At 44.0% G+C, this 17,354-nt stretch carries 11 protein-coding genes; 5 read left to right on the top strand and 6 right to left on the bottom strand.

The window, feature by feature from the left end:
- Window positions 1-603: 603 nt before the first annotated feature.
- Both BB427_RS07055 and BB427_RS07060 read left to right on the top strand, forming a co-directional pair.
- Entirely contained in the window at window positions 604-3,312 is a 2,709-nt protein-coding gene (locus BB427_RS07055) for a CHASE domain-containing protein (protein ID WP_069019911.1), read from the top strand.
- Between the two features lie 177 nt (window positions 3,313-3,489).
- A complete protein-coding gene (locus BB427_RS07060) occupies window positions 3,490-4,530 on the top strand; it encodes a tetratricopeptide repeat protein (protein WP_069019913.1) in 1,041 nt (346 codons plus the stop codon).
- A 66-nt stretch (window positions 4,531-4,596) separates the two neighbouring features.
- Here BB427_RS07060 and grpE read toward each other — a convergent pair whose 3' ends face one another.
- Both grpE and BB427_RS07070 read right to left on the bottom strand, forming a co-directional pair.
- Window positions 4,597-5,208, bottom strand: coding sequence for a nucleotide exchange factor GrpE (grpE, locus tag BB427_RS07065; RefSeq protein ID WP_010375425.1), 612 nt, complete (start codon window positions 5,206-5,208; stop codon window positions 4,597-4,599).
- A gap of 65 nt (window positions 5,209-5,273) precedes the next feature.
- A complete protein-coding gene (locus BB427_RS07070) occupies window positions 5,274-6,245 on the bottom strand; it encodes an HrcA family transcriptional regulator (RefSeq protein WP_010375423.1) in 972 nt (323 codons plus the stop codon).
- Window positions 6,246-6,299: 54 nt separating this feature from the next.
- Between BB427_RS07070 and nadK the strand changes: the two genes are divergently transcribed.
- The 3 genes from nadK to recN all read left to right on the top strand — a co-directional run bounded on the left by nadK (window position 6,300) and on the right by recN (window position 9,597).
- Window positions 6,300-7,184, top strand: a complete 885-nt coding sequence (gene nadK / locus BB427_RS07075) for an NAD(+) kinase (protein ID WP_017217984.1) — start codon at window positions 6,300-6,302, stop codon at window positions 7,182-7,184.
- Between the two features lie 62 nt (window positions 7,185-7,246).
- On the top strand, window positions 7,247-7,825 hold the full coding sequence (locus tag BB427_RS07080) for a hypothetical protein (RefSeq protein WP_069019915.1): 579 nt from the start codon (window positions 7,247-7,249) through the stop codon (window positions 7,823-7,825).
- Window positions 7,826-7,920: 95 nt separating this feature from the next.
- Window positions 7,921-9,597 carry a DNA repair protein RecN gene (gene recN, locus BB427_RS07085; RefSeq protein WP_069019917.1) on the top strand — a complete coding sequence of 559 codons (1,677 nt, stop codon included), beginning with the start codon at window positions 7,921-7,923 and terminating at the stop codon, window positions 9,595-9,597.
- Between the two features lie 65 nt (window positions 9,598-9,662).
- Here recN and BB427_RS07090 read toward each other — a convergent pair whose 3' ends face one another.
- The 4 genes from BB427_RS07090 to gltB form a co-directional block, all read right to left on the bottom strand.
- Window positions 9,663-10,454 (bottom strand): MBL fold metallo-hydrolase, encoded by a 792-nt coding sequence (locus tag BB427_RS07090; RefSeq protein ID WP_069019920.1) that lies wholly within the window; start codon window positions 10,452-10,454, stop codon window positions 9,663-9,665.
- Window positions 10,455-10,613: 159 nt separating this feature from the next.
- A complete protein-coding gene (locus BB427_RS07095; RefSeq protein ID WP_069019922.1) occupies window positions 10,614-11,009 on the bottom strand; it encodes a DUF1801 domain-containing protein in 396 nt (131 codons plus the stop codon).
- A 392-nt stretch (window positions 11,010-11,401) separates the two neighbouring features.
- Window positions 11,402-12,817: an FAD-dependent oxidoreductase gene (locus tag BB427_RS07100; protein WP_039492449.1), complete on the bottom strand. Its 1,416-nt coding sequence runs from the start codon at window positions 12,815-12,817 to the stop codon at window positions 11,402-11,404.
- 9 nt (window positions 12,818-12,826) lie between these two features.
- Entirely contained in the window at window positions 12,827-17,284 is a 4,458-nt protein-coding gene (gltB, locus tag BB427_RS07105; protein WP_069019924.1) for a glutamate synthase large subunit, read from the bottom strand.
- Window positions 17,285-17,354: the final 70 nt, after the last annotated feature.

Below are 17,354 nucleotides of genomic sequence, written 5' to 3' on the forward strand. Positions count from 1 at the left end.
TAGACAAGAAGTTTCCTTACAGCAAGTTAAAATTAACCAATTTTGGAAACTTTTAACACAAAAAAATAAACAACATAAAAATCAATACCTTAAATTAATTGAAAAATTGAATTTAGTGTTACGGTGGTTTAATTTGGGAGTATACAAGGTTGGTTATTTCATTGAATCTTGCCCCTGTGACTGCCCCCAGAAAGACTGCCACATTCAAAAAGCATTTAAATTCATATCATTAAATTAGATTCAGGTTTACTTTCAAATCCCCCCAGCTCCACCAAATTTTAGCGTTTTAAAACAGCCAGTTAGAGCAACATGCTTTGACTGGCTTTTTTGTTTTCGGGGCAAACATCCACATTTCATCCTAAAAAGTGTCCACATAGTGACCACATTTATATAAAGCCCAAAATCCGCATATTTATTTTAGCTTTTATGGCCACATGGCTTAGCCGATTTCAATCTACAATTTATCCAAATAACAATTCATAATATGTCTTTTATGAGCCAATTTAGGCATAAATTCAGCGTTGTCACTTCAAAGCAATCACTATCAATTCAATGCTATCTGGACTAACATATTGGTTAGATTTAAAGCGTAAGGAATATAGCGTGTCGTTAGCGAATGCTCACACAGTTCGCCAGAGCCGATTTTTGCCACTAGTTGCTGCACTACTTGTGTTGGTTGGCAGTATGCTTTACGGGCTGGTGTTATATGAGCAAGAAAAGGAGCATCATGCTGAAAAAGTAGCGGCGGCACTTGCCTCACGGCTTGACCATGTGACTGAGGGTGTGAACGAGCGCGTTACGCTGTATTGGTACGGTATTTTGGGGCTTCGCACTGCAATTTATGCGAACCAGCAACACAGCTTTGACTATCAAGCGATGCAGCGTTATATCAGGTCGTTTGACTTCCAAGCGGAATATTCTGGGGCTCGTGGCGTAGGGATCATCAAATATGTCCCCGTCGATAACGTAAGCAGCTTTGTGCAACAAGCACAAGCTGAGCGTACTGACAGAACGTTCTCCATAAAAACGCTAAACCCACATAACACCAGCAAATTTGTTATCCAGTATATTGAGCCTGAAGTAAACAATGATAAAGCCGTGGGCTTGGATATAGGCTCCGAAGCTAGTCGCAGAACGACGGCGATAGAAGCTGCTACTGCCAATGAACCGAGACTTACCGCCCCAATTACCTTAGTGCAAGCCGACAATAAAATTAAATATGGCTTTTTGATACTCGCCCCAATTTATAGCTCTATTGGTATGGCGGAAAATGAAGAAAATCGCTTAGACAACTTAGTTGGTTGGACTTATTCCCCGTTACTTATCGATGAGATCTTATCGACTTTGCTGTCTTTTCGACAAGATGTTTCGATTCAAATTTCCGATGTAACCAATAACGATGAAAACACGCCATTTTATCAGGTGCTAAAAGAAGATGTTAAAGAGTTGGATAACTCAGTGGCTAAACAGGTCAACTTGTTTGGTCGCACTTGGGAAGTAAAAATTTGGCCAACTCCGCAGTTTATCCGTTCACTCAATCTCGTCTCTCCTAATACCATTTTACAGGTCGCGTTGCTGGTCTCTGCGCTATTGGCAATCATCACTTATATTTTGCTTTTAAGTTTTACCCGTCAGCGTCTAGCAGAAAAGGAAAAGCTAGCAGCAGAAGAAGAAAGAGCACAATCCCTTGCTAAACTAAACTCGTCATTAGAACAGGAAGTCAAAGCACGAACTAAAGAAATCGTAAAATACAGCCAACTTCACACCAGTATTGTTGAAGGTTCGGGTTATGCCATTGTTGCCACCGATCCTGACGGTATCATTACCCAGTTTAACCCCGCAGCTGAACGTCTATTAGGGTACAAAAAAGATGAACTCATTGGTAAATCATCCCCTGCCATTTTTCATCTTGAGGAAGAGGTCGTAGCAAGAGCAAAAACGTTAACGGAAGAGCTTGGCAGAGTCATTGAACCTGGATTTGAAGTCTTTGTCGCCAAAGCCAAGCAAGGTGTGGTAGATACTAGCCGATGGACTTACGTCACTAAGCAAAACCAATACGTGCAAATTAAGCTGAACGTAACGACATTGACCGACGAACGCGGCAATGTTGACGGCTTTCTAGGTATAGCATTAGACCTCACAGAGCAACTTAAGCACGAACGAGAACTCTCGCACGCCAAAGAAGCAGCTGAGCAAGCAGCTAAGGCAAAAGCCGTCTTTTTGGCGAATATGAGTCATGAAATACGAACCCCCATGAACGGCTTATATGGCACATTACAACTCTTAAAGTCGGAGCCACTTAACAGCACCGCCACTAATCTGCTTGAGAAGGCCACCTACTCAGTTAAGGCGCTTAACACCATCATCAACGATATTTTGGATTTCTCTAAAATTGAAGCCGGTAGAATTGAGCTTGAAGAACGGCCATTTAATATTGAGGTGCTGGTTGAACATCTGCGCTCAGACTTCTTAGTGTTGGCAAAAAACAAGGGGTTAAAGCTTAAGATCCACGTTGAACTTGAGCATAAGTTTTGGCTTGGAGACGAGGTCAGAGTCAGGCAAGTGTTGCTTAACCTCTTGTCAAACTCCATTAAGTTTACTGAAACGGGCAGCATTATTACCCATATAAAACCACTTCAAAATGATTCAGGTATGCTTATCACCGTTGCCGACACCGGCATAGGAATGACAGAAGCCACAATCAAAAAACTCTTTTCACGATTTGAGCAGGCAGATAAGTCCACCACCAGAAAATTTGGTGGTACGGGGCTTGGTCTTTCCATTACCCGCTCTTTAATTGACTTGATGGGCGGCACAATTAAAGTAGAAAGTACCATAGGTGAAGGCAGCCTATTTAGCATCGAACTGCCCATGCAAAAATCTGAGGTTACGTCAGAACAACCAAAAGGCGACCAGCTAAAAGCAGCTGACTTGAGCGGCACATCTATATTGCTGGCTGAGGATAACCCAGTAAACCAGCTGGTAGTTCGCTCTATGATCAGTAAAGCCAATGGTGATATTGCGATTGCGAATAATGGTAAAGAGTCTATTGAACAATTTGAGCTAAACAAACCCGACTTAATACTTATGGATATTCAAATGCCTGAGATGGATGGCGTTGAGGCTTGCAAACGTCTTAAGAGTAAAGATCCCAATATCCCAATCATCGCATTAACTGCAAATGCTTTTCCTGAAGACAAAGCCTTGTATGAGCGCGTCGGATTTGATGGCTATGTTGCCAAACCCATAGAGCAGCTTGAGCTTATCAATACCATCGCGACCGTACTCGCACATAGCCGTAATATGCAGTAGCTTTTACAGATATGAGAACATTCTGCGATTAGCGGTTACAAACTTAATCGTTTAATCAAGTTCCCGCTCCCCATTTATAACTAAAGTGGCGACCTCTACATTGTTGCTTATCTTTGTATAATGCTGTTTATCGTAATTGATTTGGAACTATTTGTTACTGCCGACTACAGTTAATAGATACGCCAAAATGTGGTTGGGGTTTGCTTGGTTCGGTTTTTACTCTTTGTAACTTGTACATTTTATTTTTGCCAACACGCGTTGGCGAAAGACTTTTCATATTTTGAAAGTAAGCTAGACGAGGCCAGCGACTATTTAACAGTTAACCCTGCACAATCACTGATTATTCTCGACGGTTTAGATCAATTGCAAGATGTACCTGTACCTTTATTTATTCAGTGGCATTTGCTGAGCGCTCGAGCCTCTGTACCAACAAATAAAGTAGATAGGCTCTATGCCTCAATAAACGCGGCCTTTTTGTATCCAGATGACATGTTTTTTAAAGCAAACCTCCCTACCATTTTGAGCGCACTTGGGATTTGGTTACGTCGACAGGAGTACCTTGATGACGCTGATACTAGCCTCAAGTGTGCCTACAAATATGCAGAAAATGACCGCCAGCGGCTTACGCTGACTAACAGTATGGCATTAGTTGCCCGCAACCAAGATGACTATCAAAAAGCGAGAACATTGTATGCCAAAGCACGCAAACTGGCTGAGGAGTTAAAACAAACTCCAGTACTGGCGATGATCGAAAGCAACTTAGGTAGCCTCGCGCTTGATCAAGGCCGAATATTTGAAGCCGAGCAGTATTTTCGTCATGCCCTGCTGGGTTATCAAGCCGTTGATAAACGCTCGGGTCAAATCTCAGCGGGCATTAACTTGATGTTTGTCTTTCTTATTCAAAAGCAAATCGTCAACTACGAACGTTTACAAGGGCCCACATCTACCCTAACCACAGCCTTTCCAAACGAATCAAAACAAGCTTGGCTACAATGGCTCGAGGTGCGCTATAAACAGCTCGAAGGAGAAATGCCCAACCAAAGCACTAAGCAAGCGTTACAACTGGCATATACCCAGTTAGAAAGCGATAAAGTAAAACTGCTAGTACATAGATATTTGGCAAAAGAGTTAGGTGTTGAAGTCACTGCCCCCCTCCCCATCACAGCTAAATCTTTTTCCAGTCCGTGGTTTGATAAAGTGAAACAGTGTAGTTGGTAAGCGAATACACTTGTTCCTAAACGCAAAAAAGCCGCTCAATGAGCGGCTTTTTCAAATTGGATTTGCTTATTCAGCAGCCTTAGACACCATAACCATCGCTGGGCGCAATAGACGGCCGTTTAAGGTATAACCTTTTTGCATCACAGCAAGCACTGTATTTGGTGATACATCATTGCTCGGCTGAATTGACATTGCCTGGTGTAACTCTGGGTTAAATGTTTCACCCTGTGGATTTACCGCTTCAACACCGAATTTAGCTAGGGCATCGGCAAATGTCTTGATAGTCATATCAATACCTTCAAGCACAGGCTTTAGCGTTTCGTTTTCTTTGTCAGAAAACTCAATCGCACGCTCTAGGTTATCGATTACAGGTAGCAATTCGTTTGAGAACTTTTCTAGCGCAAATTTGTGTGCTTTTTCAACGTCCTGCGCTGCACGGCGACGAACATTTTCAAGCTCAGCGGCGGCGCGAACAACGCTATCTTTTTGTGAGTCGATAGTTTGCTTAGCGGTTTCTAGCTCAGCGTACAGACCAGCGATTTCTTCTTCTGGGCTTAACTCACCCGCATTTTCTGCCTGCTCTTCCTGAGTTTGTTGCTCTGCTTGTGCTTCTACAACTTCTGCTTCCGCTTGTGTTTGTTCAAGCTCTTGCTCTGGGGCTTTTGTCTGCTCAGACATGTGGTGATTCTCCGATTCTTTACAACTGCGGTAATTATGGGGATTGAAATGAGAGTTTCAACCCTTTATTGCGGCAATTTTTTGAATTCTGACAAGATGGCTTCGATCTTTGAATCCGCAGGGCAAATGACGCAAAAGCGACTTTGATATTCTCCTTTGGAGAAATACGGTACACTGAGCACCACTACACGATGTAAACCGAGCATGCTTAGCTCTTCACCAAGTAACACGGATACACCGTCTTTAAACGCCAAGCGGTCTTCAACTTGGTCTAAAAATCCGACGCCAAGATTAATCTCTCTATCCAACTCTAAGCGGTTATATAAGTAGCGCTCGCCGACAACAATTGCATTATCTGAGCCTAATTGCTGACTTAACTGCTTAGTCCACTGGGCCAAAATATGATGACAACTCGGTGGTGCACTGTGCGCCATGGCGCGCATTCGGTGCAACCCTTCAACTAAAGTTTGTTGACTGAATACGGTATTCATCCAAGCCGCAAACTGGTATCGCAACGCGTCGGAGTCATCTACGGGTTTATCAATACAAATATTGTGTGACTGCCCCGCTCTGTCTAACAGCAGAACCAGCCAATTTTTACGATCAAAATCGAGCACTTCCACACGGAACATTTGTTTGCTGCTAACTTGTGGTAATCCCACGCAGCAACAGACCTGAAAGTTTTGGCTCAATAAATGTGCAAAAGAGACTATTGCGGATTGATCAGGTTGCCAATGAACGGCAACATCAGCCAGAGGAAAAAACTCCTGTAGCCAGAATTTTACACCTTGATCGGTGGGCACGCGGCCAGCTGACGTGTGCGGCGAATACAATAAGCCTTGATTTTCAAGTCTTGCCATTGCATTGCGTACGGTTGCAGAACAAATAGCAAGGCCGTCCTGCTTTGCTATTTTGCTGGATGCAACAGGCTGCCCTTCACCATTACAATAATGGCGCATGACCGCACACAGAATTTGTTCATCTCTGGGATTTAGTTTCATAATTATTTTAATATGGGTGTCAATTGCCAGTTTCAAGCACTACGCTTTTAATATAATCTTGCAACAAAGATACCAAGGACAAATGACTGAATGACGACCACGTTTAACACCATCGGCTTAATTGGCAAACCCAACCACGAAGGCGCGGGGACGACCTTACAACGACTCTACACATTTTTGCAAGCATTAGGATATGAAGTACTCGTAGAAGATCGCGTTGCGGAGCAAATAAAGTCGTTAGACGAAGACGCTGTTGTCGAGTTAGTTGAACTAGGTAAACGTTGCGACCTTGCTATTGTTGTTGGTGGTGACGGCAACATGCTTGGTGCAGCAAGAGTACTGGCTCGTTTTGATGTCGCCGTGATTGGGGTTAACCGCGGTAACTTAGGCTTTTTGACAGATTTGAACCCCGAAGGCTTTGAAGCGCAACTAGAAGCGGTGTTGAGCGGCCAATTTATTGAAGAATCGAGATTTCTGTTGGAGGTGGCAGTATACCGACATCACCAACTCAAAAGCGCAAATTTAGCAATGAACGAAGCCGTATTACACGCTGATAAAGTTGCGCATATGATTGAATTTGAGGCTTTTATCGATGACGACTTTGTATTTTCTCAGCGCTCAGACGGTTTAATTGTCTCGACGCCAACGGGGTCAACCGCTTACTCGCTTTCGGGTGGTGGGCCTATTTTAACCCCCGAACTCGACGCTATTTCACTGGTGCCTATGTTTCCGCATACTTTATCTAGCAGACCTTTAGTGGTGGATGCAGAAAAAGAAGTCAAACTTAAGTTAAGTCTAGAAAACACCGACAGCTTACAAGTGAGTTGTGACAGTCATGTTGTACTGGCAGTGCTACCCGGTGACGAAGTTATCATTAAAAAAGCGGAGAAAAGACTAAGATTGATCCATCCCAAATGCTACTCCTACTACAATGTTCTTAGACAGAAATTAAATTGGGGCAGTAGGCTTTACTAAGTCCACAAAGTTACGCAAAATAACCTTGGTTAAATTTTCTAATTTAGGTAAATAACAATAAAATGGCTTACGTTGTATTTTTCACATTGGCGCTGCTTATCACTATACTTTCAGTGTATTTAGTGATTGAAAATAATAGAAGAAAAGCCCGTGAAGCGGAAAAAAAAGCCTTTAACGACCGTTTAAAAGTGATTAGTAGCAACTTTAAGCTTAAAGTTACTGAGTTCGTTGAAGTGAAGATTTTAAGGCCAAAATACGCACCGCAGATCAATGCAATTGTTGGCAACTTTTTTGTTGTTCAAGCGCACTCGGAAGAGAACTTGGCGCAACTGGAAAAAGTGTCTGAGTTATTTATCTATTCAGTGACAAACGAGCTCAATAAGTGTCGCTCAAATGGCAATATGGATTTGCTTGCTGAGCAATTACAATATTTTGTTGCTGAATTACCCACGGCGGGCATTGCCTATAATCGTGACTTCTATCGCGAGATGCTTCCAGCTCTCATTGCACGCATTCAAACACCTGATACACCAGCAATACAGCAAGATGAAGATGTGCTGGATTCGCAAGAGCTAGGTAATTCAGAGCCATCCAACCAACAAATGCAAGCAGCCTTAGTAAAAGAGCACGCCGTCGGTTAATCTTGCTATTATTTTTAGTAAAATTTTTTGATTTGAGTTGCTAAACAATAAAATACTGTATAAATTAACAGTAATTCTCTGTTAGGGTGTACAGTATGCTTTTAGCTTTAAATGTTCAAAATTTTGCTATTGTTAGTGCGCTAAATATTGACTGGCATTGCGGCATGACCGCAATTACAGGTGAAACAGGCGCGGGTAAGTCTATTGCAATCGATGCGCTTTCTTTATGTCTCGGTGAGCGTGCTGATCCTTCTGCTATTCGTCCAGGTACCGACAAAGCGGATATCTCTGCTCAGTTTGATGTTTCAAATCTTCCTGCTGCCAAACGCTTTCTAACGGAGCATATGCTAGATAACGAAGAAAATGAATGTATTCTTCGTCGTGTTATTAGTAAAAGTGGGCGTAGTAAAAGCTACATCAATGGCTCCCCTGTCACTGCTGGCCAACAAAAGGAGCTTGGGCAACACCTTATTGCTATTCATGGGCAACACGCCCATCAGCTACTGCTAAAACCAGAATATCAACTGCACTTGCTTGATGCTTACGCAAACCACACGACTTTGTTACAAGCAGTTAAGGGCCAATATAATCACTACCATAAGCTGCAAAAAGAATATGCCGAACTACAAAAGTCACAACAGGCACAAGCCGCAAAAAAACAACTTCTTGAGTACCAAGTAGCAGAGCTTGACGAGTTTGCCCTACAAGAAGGCGAATATGAAGATATTGAGACCGAACACTCGCGCCTAAGCCATAGTCAAACCATTTTAGAACAATGCCACCGTGAGCTCTCTCGCCTTTATGAAAATGACGAGCAGACTGTGTTATCGCAACTACAACAAAGTGCACAAGTGTTCTCTGAACTCACCAGTTTTGACAAAACCCTTGAGAATATTGCGCAAGTGCTTGAAGAAGCTGCAGTACAAGTGGAAGAAGCAAGTAGAGAGATCCGCAGTTATTCTGATTCAGTCGAACAAGATCCAATGCGATTACAAGAGCTAGAAGATAGACTCTCTCAAGCTCTAGATTTAGCTAGAAAACATCAAGTTCAGCCTGAATTGGTATATCAGCACCATCAAGCACTGCAACACGAGCTTGAGTCTATTAGCTCTGATTCTGCACGACTGGATGCACTAGAGGAAGAAATTGCTGAAGCCATCAACGCTTATAACCAAGCTGCACTAGGATTAAGTCAAAGCCGCCAGCAAGCCAGTGCATCTCTAAACGAACGTATTTCTGCAAGTATGAAAGAGCTTGCGATGGGTGATGGTCAATTTGAGATCCAGTTAACGCCTAATCTTGGCGCAAAACCGAGCCCTCTTGGGTATGACCACATTGAATTTTACGTCTCGACTAACCCAGGACAACCTTTACAGCCTATGGGCAAAGTTGCCTCGGGTGGTGAGCTATCTCGGATAAGCTTAGCCATTCAAGTGATTATCGCAACACGTGTTACGACACCCACTTTGATTTTCGATGAGGTTGATGTTGGGATCTCAGGTCCAACGGCTGCAACCGTAGGTAAATTACTACGCCAACTTGGTCAGTCCACGCAAGTTATTTGTGTTACCCACTTGCCGCAAGTGGCATGCAGTGGTCACAACCAGTTCTTTGTCGCAAAACGGGTAGAACATGGCGAAACCTTTACCAAAATGACCCCAATGGCACAAAGCCAACGCATTGATGAAATAGCAAGGTTAATTGGTGGAGATAAAATAAGTGACACGACAAGAGCGAGTGCCAAGGAGTTATTACAATTACAAAGTGCGTAAAACATTGAGTACCTGTCATCAGTCCTGACAGGTTATATTTGTAGACAACCCATAAACATAGCCTGTTAGCAAATACGAAAGGCAATTTTATGTGATGTAACATGATTAACGGTAAACGTAGTTATGCCACTCTGTATGTAAAAACTCCGCCGTACATCCAGCCACAAGGCGTTTTCAAGACTCAATGGTGACTCGCTTTGGGTTATCGCCTCTAAATAACTTTGCCTTTGAGATATTGCGGTTAAAATCGGTTCCGTACCAGAAATTGGATTACCATGAGAGAGCAGTAAAGTGAGATCGGCATACTTTTTTAATTTTTCTAGGGAATTAAAATGTGCTTGAGCTCCACTAATATGGACCGCAGGCAGAAGCGCCTCTCCCTCGTTTGATGTCATGATATCATCAGCTACATGAATATATTTATCATTAATGATGGTGTATAAACCACATTCTACATGTCCAGTAATCAACTCAAATTTAAGCTCGAACTCACCGAAATGTAGCACAGAGTTTTCATACAGCTCATTAAGCCCCTCAAAATAGTGATGCTTCTCTTTAGCAGTATATTTATCTAATGTGTTTTTATAATGATGATTTCCAAACAGTTTTGGTCCTGCAAGCGCTGGCAACCCAGAGATATGATCCGGATGAAAGTGTGAAAATAAAACTTGTATTATGGTGATATCAAGACTGTTTAGATCTTCGCGAACAGCTTGTCCATGCGCTTCAAAGCCAGTGTCAAGCAGCATGGCGGTATTGTTGTGAAAAAATGCATAGATATTGTAGCCAACATGATCCCCAGCAAAAGGAGGAAATTGATAGAGATATAAATTCGTCGTTATTTTGGTTTTGTGCATTCTTTATTTTTCATTCCTTTTTATTTTTCTTTTATCGAGCTTAATGCGAACGTCACAAGGACGCCACATTGAAACCCTGAAGCTTTGCCACCAAACTTTGAGCCAACCTTACCCAAAGCGGTTGCATGAATGCTACATTAAACCAGACCGTTTTACGTTTTATTTTTCAAGGTTGAATTGAATTGCTGCACGGATCAATGTACAAAAATGGGCTTCATTGATGATGTCCTGCTGTTTAATATCAATCGCCCGTCTAGTGTTACCAGCAAACCCTGTATTGAATAACTGGTGCTCATCTTCAAACTTTGCGCCATATGCAAAGGTAAGTTTGACCTTATCTTTGTATACTTCGCCCGTGCAGATCATGCCAGCTTTTGACCATACGGGCACTCCTGTTGGGTTGCTTGGCTTACGCCATTTGATATCTTCCTCTACATCTTTATCAACACTTAGGATCAGACTTCTGATCTGCTGCAATACCGCCGCACGCCAATCGTTTACACTCGCTATCTTTGCAGTGACCGCATCAGCGCCTGAGTTTATTGTTTCATTCATGATCTTTCCTTAATATTATTGATAAATACATGTTAAGTGAAATTAAGTTAGCGGCTAACAAGGGTCTGTTGACCTTTGCTGTTTGATTTTTGTTCTTCTGAGTGCGTTTTGGTCGCGACGCTCGACTTGCCGCCTAGTAATCTAGGTAAAAGTTGAGCAACAATGAACAAAGCACACTCTGGTGAACACAAAGGGCAGCGCTTGATTGGCATTTCTACTGTGTTCTCGCCTGACTCACATAGAACCACTATGCTACGCAGACTCTGCCTTGTATAAACACCAATCAAACTGCTGCAAAAACAAACTTAAAAGATAAACAGTCCCTACACAAAATTCAAATAAAAAACCCCAGCTACAACGAATGTAGTTGGGGTTTGTGAACGACAAAAGCATTAAACTTCTAAATAGTCCAAAATGCCTTCAGCGGCGTTGCGGCCTTCAAAAATCGCCGTTACCACTAAATCAGAACCTCGTACGGCGTCACCACCAGCAAAGATTTTCGGATTACTCGTTTGATGTGTAAATGCGCCTTTTTCTGGTGCAACAATACCGCCCCAGTGATTTATTGCGACATCGTATTGTGCTAACCAGTCAAGGTTGTGCGGCTTAAAACCAAATGCCATAATCACCGCGTCAGCTTCTAGTGTATGCTCAGAACCTTCCACGGTTTCAGCACTACGGCGACCATTTTTGTCGGGTTCACCTAATTGTGTTTTCACCATTCTAACGCCCGTGACTTTGCCTGAGCTGTCAATTTCAATACCAACCGGCTGTAAATTGAATCTAAATTCAACCCCTTCTTCTTTGGCATTCTTAACTTCTCGAACGGAGCCTGGCATGTTTTCTTCATCACGACGATAAGCACAGATCACGGATTGCGCATTTTGCCTGACTGACGTTCTAACACAGTCCATCGCTGTGTCTCCACCACCTAGTACCACTACGCGCTTCCCAGCCATGTTCACATAGCTATGCTGACTTTCGTCATAGCCCATAACTCGGTTGGTGTTACCAATCAAAAATGGTAGCGCATCATAAACACCATCGGCATCTTCATTTTCAAGATTACCTTTCATGCTTTGGTACGTCCCCACACCTAAGAATACGGCGTCGTATTGCGACAATAGCTCGTCCATTGAAACATCACGACCAACCTCGGTATTGAGTTTAAACTCAACGCCCATTTCGGTGAAAATCTCGCGACGGTTTTCCATTACCGATTTTTCTAATTTGAATGACGGGATCCCAAAGGTCAGCAAACCGCCAATTTCAGGGTTGCGGTCATACACCACTGGGCGCACGCCGTTTCGCACTAGAATATCCGCACAACCAAGCCCCGCTGGGCCCGCACCTATGATTGCGACTTTCTTATCGGTCCAAGTAACGTAAGAAAGATCAGGCTTCCAGCCCTGTGCAAACGCCGTATCGGTAATATATTTTTCAATATTTCCTATAGTCACTGCACCAAACTCTTCGTTCAGCGTACACGACCCCTCACAAAGCCTATCTTGCGGACATACTCGCCCACACACTTCAGGCAAACTATTGGTACGGTGAGACAGTTCCGCTGCCTCAATGATTCTGCCCGTACGAATAAGTTTGAGCCATTGCGGAATATAGTTGTGAACTGGACACTTCCATTCACAATACGGGTTACCACAATCTAAACAACGGTCGGACTGTGAATGAACTTGCTGCTCAGAAAAAGGCTCATAAATTTCAACAAAAGATTGCTTACGCGTAGAAATAGGCTTTTTGCGCGGATCTACACGTTGTACATCGATAAATTGGTAAACGTTCTCGCTCATTGCTCTCTCCTACTGCGCCTGAATTCTTAGCTCAGCGCTACTACGCGCTCGGTGGCCAAGTAAACTGTTTAAATCGCTCGACTTTGGCTTTACCAATTTAAACATTGGCAAATACAACTCAAAGTTAGCTAAGATCTGCTCAGCTCGAGTTGAGCTCGTTAAATCTAGATGCTCTGCAATCAAACCGCGTAGATGCTCTTGGTGCGATGCCAGCGCTTTGAGGTCTACCAGCTCGACCAACTCAGGGTTGATCCGCTTATCAAAATCACTTTCTTCATCAAGTACATAGGCAAAACCACCGGTCATGCCTGCGCCAAAGTTAACGCCAACTTGACCAAGCACACACACTACGCCTCCCGTCATGTATTCGCAGCCATTATCACCAAGCCCTTCAACAACCGCTTGTACACCCGAGTTACGTACAGCAAAACGCTCGCCAGCTCGACCTGCCGCAAACAACTTACCGCCGGTCGCGCCATATAAACAGGTGTTACCAATGATAGCCGCCTGATGAGAGGCAAAGCTTGAGCCGACAGGAGGACGCACGACTAGCTTTCCACCAGCCATCCCTTTACCAACATAATCGTTAGCATCACCGACTAATGTCATTTCAAGGCCACCGGCGTTCCAAACCCCAAACGATTGCCCTGCTGTACCATGTAACTCAAGTGCGATTGGATCCGCTGCCATACCTTGGTTACCATGCTTACTCGCGATATAACCAGACAACATTGCACCGATAGAGCGATCCGTATTGGATATACGGCTCACCAGCGAGATACCTGTCATTTCGTCGATTGCCGTCTTCGCTTTCGCAAGTAAGCTTTCGTTCAACGCTCCACTGTAATGTGATGGATTAGTATGGGTGCAATACAACGCTTCATTTGACGGATTGTTCGGCTTCGCTAGAAGCGGACTTAAGTCAAGTTTTTTCTGCTTCGCAGTATTACCTTCAATGGCTTCAAGTAAATCCGTTCTACCAATCAAATCGGTGAGCTTTGTGACTCCCAGAGCCGCCATCAGTTCACGAGCCTCTTGCGCAATAAACTTAAAGTAGTTCATCGCCATTTCTGGCAATCCGTGATAATGCTTTTGACGCAACGTATCATCTTGCGTCGCAACACCGGTTGCACAGTTATTGAGGTGACAGATCCGCAGGTATTTACAGCCAAGCGCTACCATAGGGCCTGTGCCAAAGCCAAAGCTCTCAGCACCCAAAATTGCAGCTTTAATAATATCTAATCCTGTCTTTAAGCCGCCATCTGTTTGCAACCTAATGCGGTGGCGTAGACCATTTTCAACCAGCGCCTGTTGCGTTTCAGCAAGGCCAAGCTCCCAAGGGCTACCTGCATACTTTACCGATGTCAGCGGACTCGCCCCAGTCCCACCGTCATAACCGGCAATGGTAATGAGATCGGCATACGCTTTAGCAACACCAGTCGCAATCGTGCCAACACCTGGTTCTGAAACCAGTTTGACCGAGATCATCGCTTCAGGGTTAACCTGTTTAAGGTCAAAAATAAGCTGAGCTAAGTCTTCAATCGAATAAATATCGTGATGCGGCGGCGGCGAAATCAAAGTAACACCAGGAACCGAATAGCGTAGCTTCGCGATATAAGGGGTGACTTTTTCACCCGGCAGCTGACCACCCTCGCCCGGCTTTGCCCCTTGCGCAACTTTGATTTGAATAACGTCAGCTGAACGCAAATAATGTGGTGTCACACCGAATCGGCCAGAAGCAACTTGCTTAATACGCGAATTCTTTTCTGTACCAAAACGTAGCTTATCCTCACCACCCTCACCAGAGTTAGAGCAACCGCCGAGGCGATTCATCGCAATCGCTAACGCCTCATGTGCCTCCGGTGATAAAGCCCCGATACTCATCGCGGCTGAGTCAAAACGTTTGTATAGCTCAGTCGCAGGCTCAACGTCGTTGATGTCGATTGCTTGTTGCGCCGTATTAAGCTTAAGCATATCTCGCAGATTCGTAATTGGACGGTTATTTACCAGCTCCGCATATTTAACGTAGTCTTGATAGTTACCCGAACGAACTGCGGTCTGCAAAGTTTGCACGACATCAGGGTTATACGCATGATATTCACCACCATGCACATACTTTAATAATCCACCGTGTGATAGTAGTTTGCGCTTGCTAAATGCCAATTTATTGAGTTGTTGTTGCTCCAAGGCAAAGTCGTCAAAACACGCACCTTTAATACGGTTCGCAACTCCTTTGAAGCACAATTCAACCACCTCATCGGATAAACCGACGGCTTCAAACAACATCGAACAACGATAGGAAGCAATGGTGCTGATCCCCATCTTCGACATGATCTTGTATAAACCTTTGTTAATCGCGCCGCGATAAGACAAAGTCACCTCGCGGTAAGACTTTTTAATGATCTTCTTATCACACATTGCAACAAGGGTTTCGTAAGCTAGATAAGGATAAATCGCTGTTGCGCCAAAACCTAACAGAACAGCAAACTGATGCGGATCTCTTACGCTACCTGTTTCAACCAAAATATTGGTATCGCAGCGCAGGTTGCCATCCACCAGTCGCCTTTGTACTGCCCCCACGGCCATCGCCGCTGGGATAACTTGCTTGCCTGCAGCAATTTCTCGGTCACTGAGCACTAACATCACGCACCCGGAGCCTGCTTTTGCAACAGCCTCATCACAAATACGCTTGATTGCATCTTGCAAAGACTCTTCAATCTCGTAAATCAATGAAATTTTACACGCACAGTAATGGTCATCATCGGCGGTTAATAGCTGCTGCATATCAGAATAAGTCAGTACCGGCGAGGCAAACTGTAAACGTTTAGCATGACCTGTGGTTTCGTTGAAAACGTTTTGCTCGCGACCAATACAAGTCGCCAGTGACATTACATGATTTTCTCGTAACGGATCGATTGGTGGGTTCGTGACTTGAGCAAACTTCTGGCGGAAGTAGTCAAATATTGAGCGGTGTCCTTCAGATAGCACTGCAAATGGCGTATCGTCACCCATTGAACCAGTTGCTTCTTGGCCATTTTCACCCATCACGCGAATAACTTGGTCGAGCTCTTCGTTGGTATAACCAAACTGCTTCTGATAGGTCAACAAGGTTTCATCGTCAAGATCGCGCTTGCCAGCCGCTTTTTCATCTAGTGCTTCAAATGGCGTTAAACGCTTAACGTTTTGCTCAAGCCAAGTTTTGTATGGATGTCTGGATTTCAAATCTTGATCGATTTCATCGGACTGCCAAATCTTGCCATGTAAAGTATCAACCACCAGTAATTCACCTGGACCCACGCGACCTTTTTCAATAACTTCATCTGGCGCGTAATCCCAAATACCCACTTCCGAGGCAAGCGTAATAAAGCCGTCTTGTGTGATCACATAACGGGCAGGACGAAGACCGTTACGGTCCAAATTACAGGCAGCAAAGCGCCCATCAGACATTACGATGCCAGCTGGTCCATCCCACGGTTCCATATGCATGGAGTTAAAGTCATAGAATGCGCGTAAGTCTTCATCCATAGCGCGATTTTTCTGCCATGCAGGTGGTACTAACATACGCATAGCGCGGAATAAGTCCATGCCACCAGCTAAAAATAGCTCTAGCATGTTATCTAAACTAGACGAGTCAGAACCCGTTTCATTGACAAACGGTGCCGCATTTTGCAAATCTGGTAACAACGGTGACGCGAACTTGTAAGCACGTGCCCTCGCCCACTGACGGTTACCTTCAATGGTATTGATCTCACCATTGTGAGCTAAATAGCGGAATGGTTGCGCCAACGGCCATCGAGGCTGTGTATTGGTTGAAAAGCGCTGATGGAATACACAAATCGCACTGGTCATCCGCATATCAGCAAGATCCGTATAAAAATTCGGTAGATCCGCCGGCATCATTAAGCCTTTGTAGATAGTCACTAAACCAGACAAACTACAAATATAAAACTGCTCATCTTGCTCTAAACGCTTTTCAATGCGTCGTCTTGCTATATATAGACGACGCTCTAAATCTTTAGGACGCCACCCTTCAGGAGCACCGACAAAAACCTGTTTAAACTGCGGTAATTGTGCTTTAGCGATAGGACCCAACATAGATGGATCGGTGGGTACTTCACGCCAACCTATGAGCGTCAGTGTTTCTTTTTCTAATTCTTCACTGATCACTTTCTCAGCCGCAGCTGCAAGCTCATGGTCCTGATTTAAAAATAGCATACCTACCGCATAGTTTTTGCCCACATGCCAATCGTTTTCAGCTGCGACGGCACGGAAAAAACTATCCGGTTTTTGTAATAACAGTCCACAACCATCACCGGTTTTGCCATCAGCAGAAATACCACCTCGGTGCTGCATGCGGTCTAAACCTGTGATTGCTGTACGGATCAGTTTGTGACTCGGCTGACCGCTTACATGCGCAATCAAGCCAAATCCACAGTTATCTTTTTCTAATTTTGAGTCGTATAACATAGACTCCTCCCCTTGCTACAACGGCCAGCTCATGACGGTACGACGAAATGCTGGCAGATATTCAAAATTA

Source organism: Pseudoalteromonas sp. BMB (assembly GCF_001709235.1).
Lineage (GTDB): Bacteria > Pseudomonadota > Gammaproteobacteria > Enterobacterales > Alteromonadaceae > Pseudoalteromonas > Pseudoalteromonas maricaloris.

Bases quoted from the DNA above. Each gene is read 5' to 3' on its own strand.
- recN (WP_069019917.1), top strand. From the start codon at position 7,921: ATGCTTTTAGCTTTAAATGTTCAAAATTTTGCTATTGTTAGTGCGCTA.
- BB427_RS07100 (WP_039492449.1), bottom strand. From the start codon at position 12,817: ATGAGCGAGAACGTTTACCAATTTATCGATGTACAACGTGTAGATCCG.
- BB427_RS07080 (WP_069019915.1), top strand. From the start codon at position 7,247: ATGGCTTACGTTGTATTTTTCACATTGGCGCTGCTTATCACTATACTT.
- BB427_RS07090 (WP_069019920.1), bottom strand. From the start codon at position 10,454: ATGCACAAAACCAAAATAACGACGAATTTATATCTCTATCAATTTCCT.
- nadK (WP_017217984.1), top strand. From the start codon at position 6,300: ATGACGACCACGTTTAACACCATCGGCTTAATTGGCAAACCCAACCAC.
- BB427_RS07095 (WP_069019922.1), bottom strand. From the start codon at position 11,009: ATGAATGAAACAATAAACTCAGGCGCTGATGCGGTCACTGCAAAGATA.
- gltB (WP_069019924.1), bottom strand. From the start codon at position 17,284: ATGTTATACGACTCAAAATTAGAAAAAGATAACTGTGGATTTGGCTTG.
- grpE (WP_010375425.1), bottom strand. From the start codon at position 5,208: ATGTCTGAGCAGACAAAAGCCCCAGAGCAAGAGCTTGAACAAACACAA.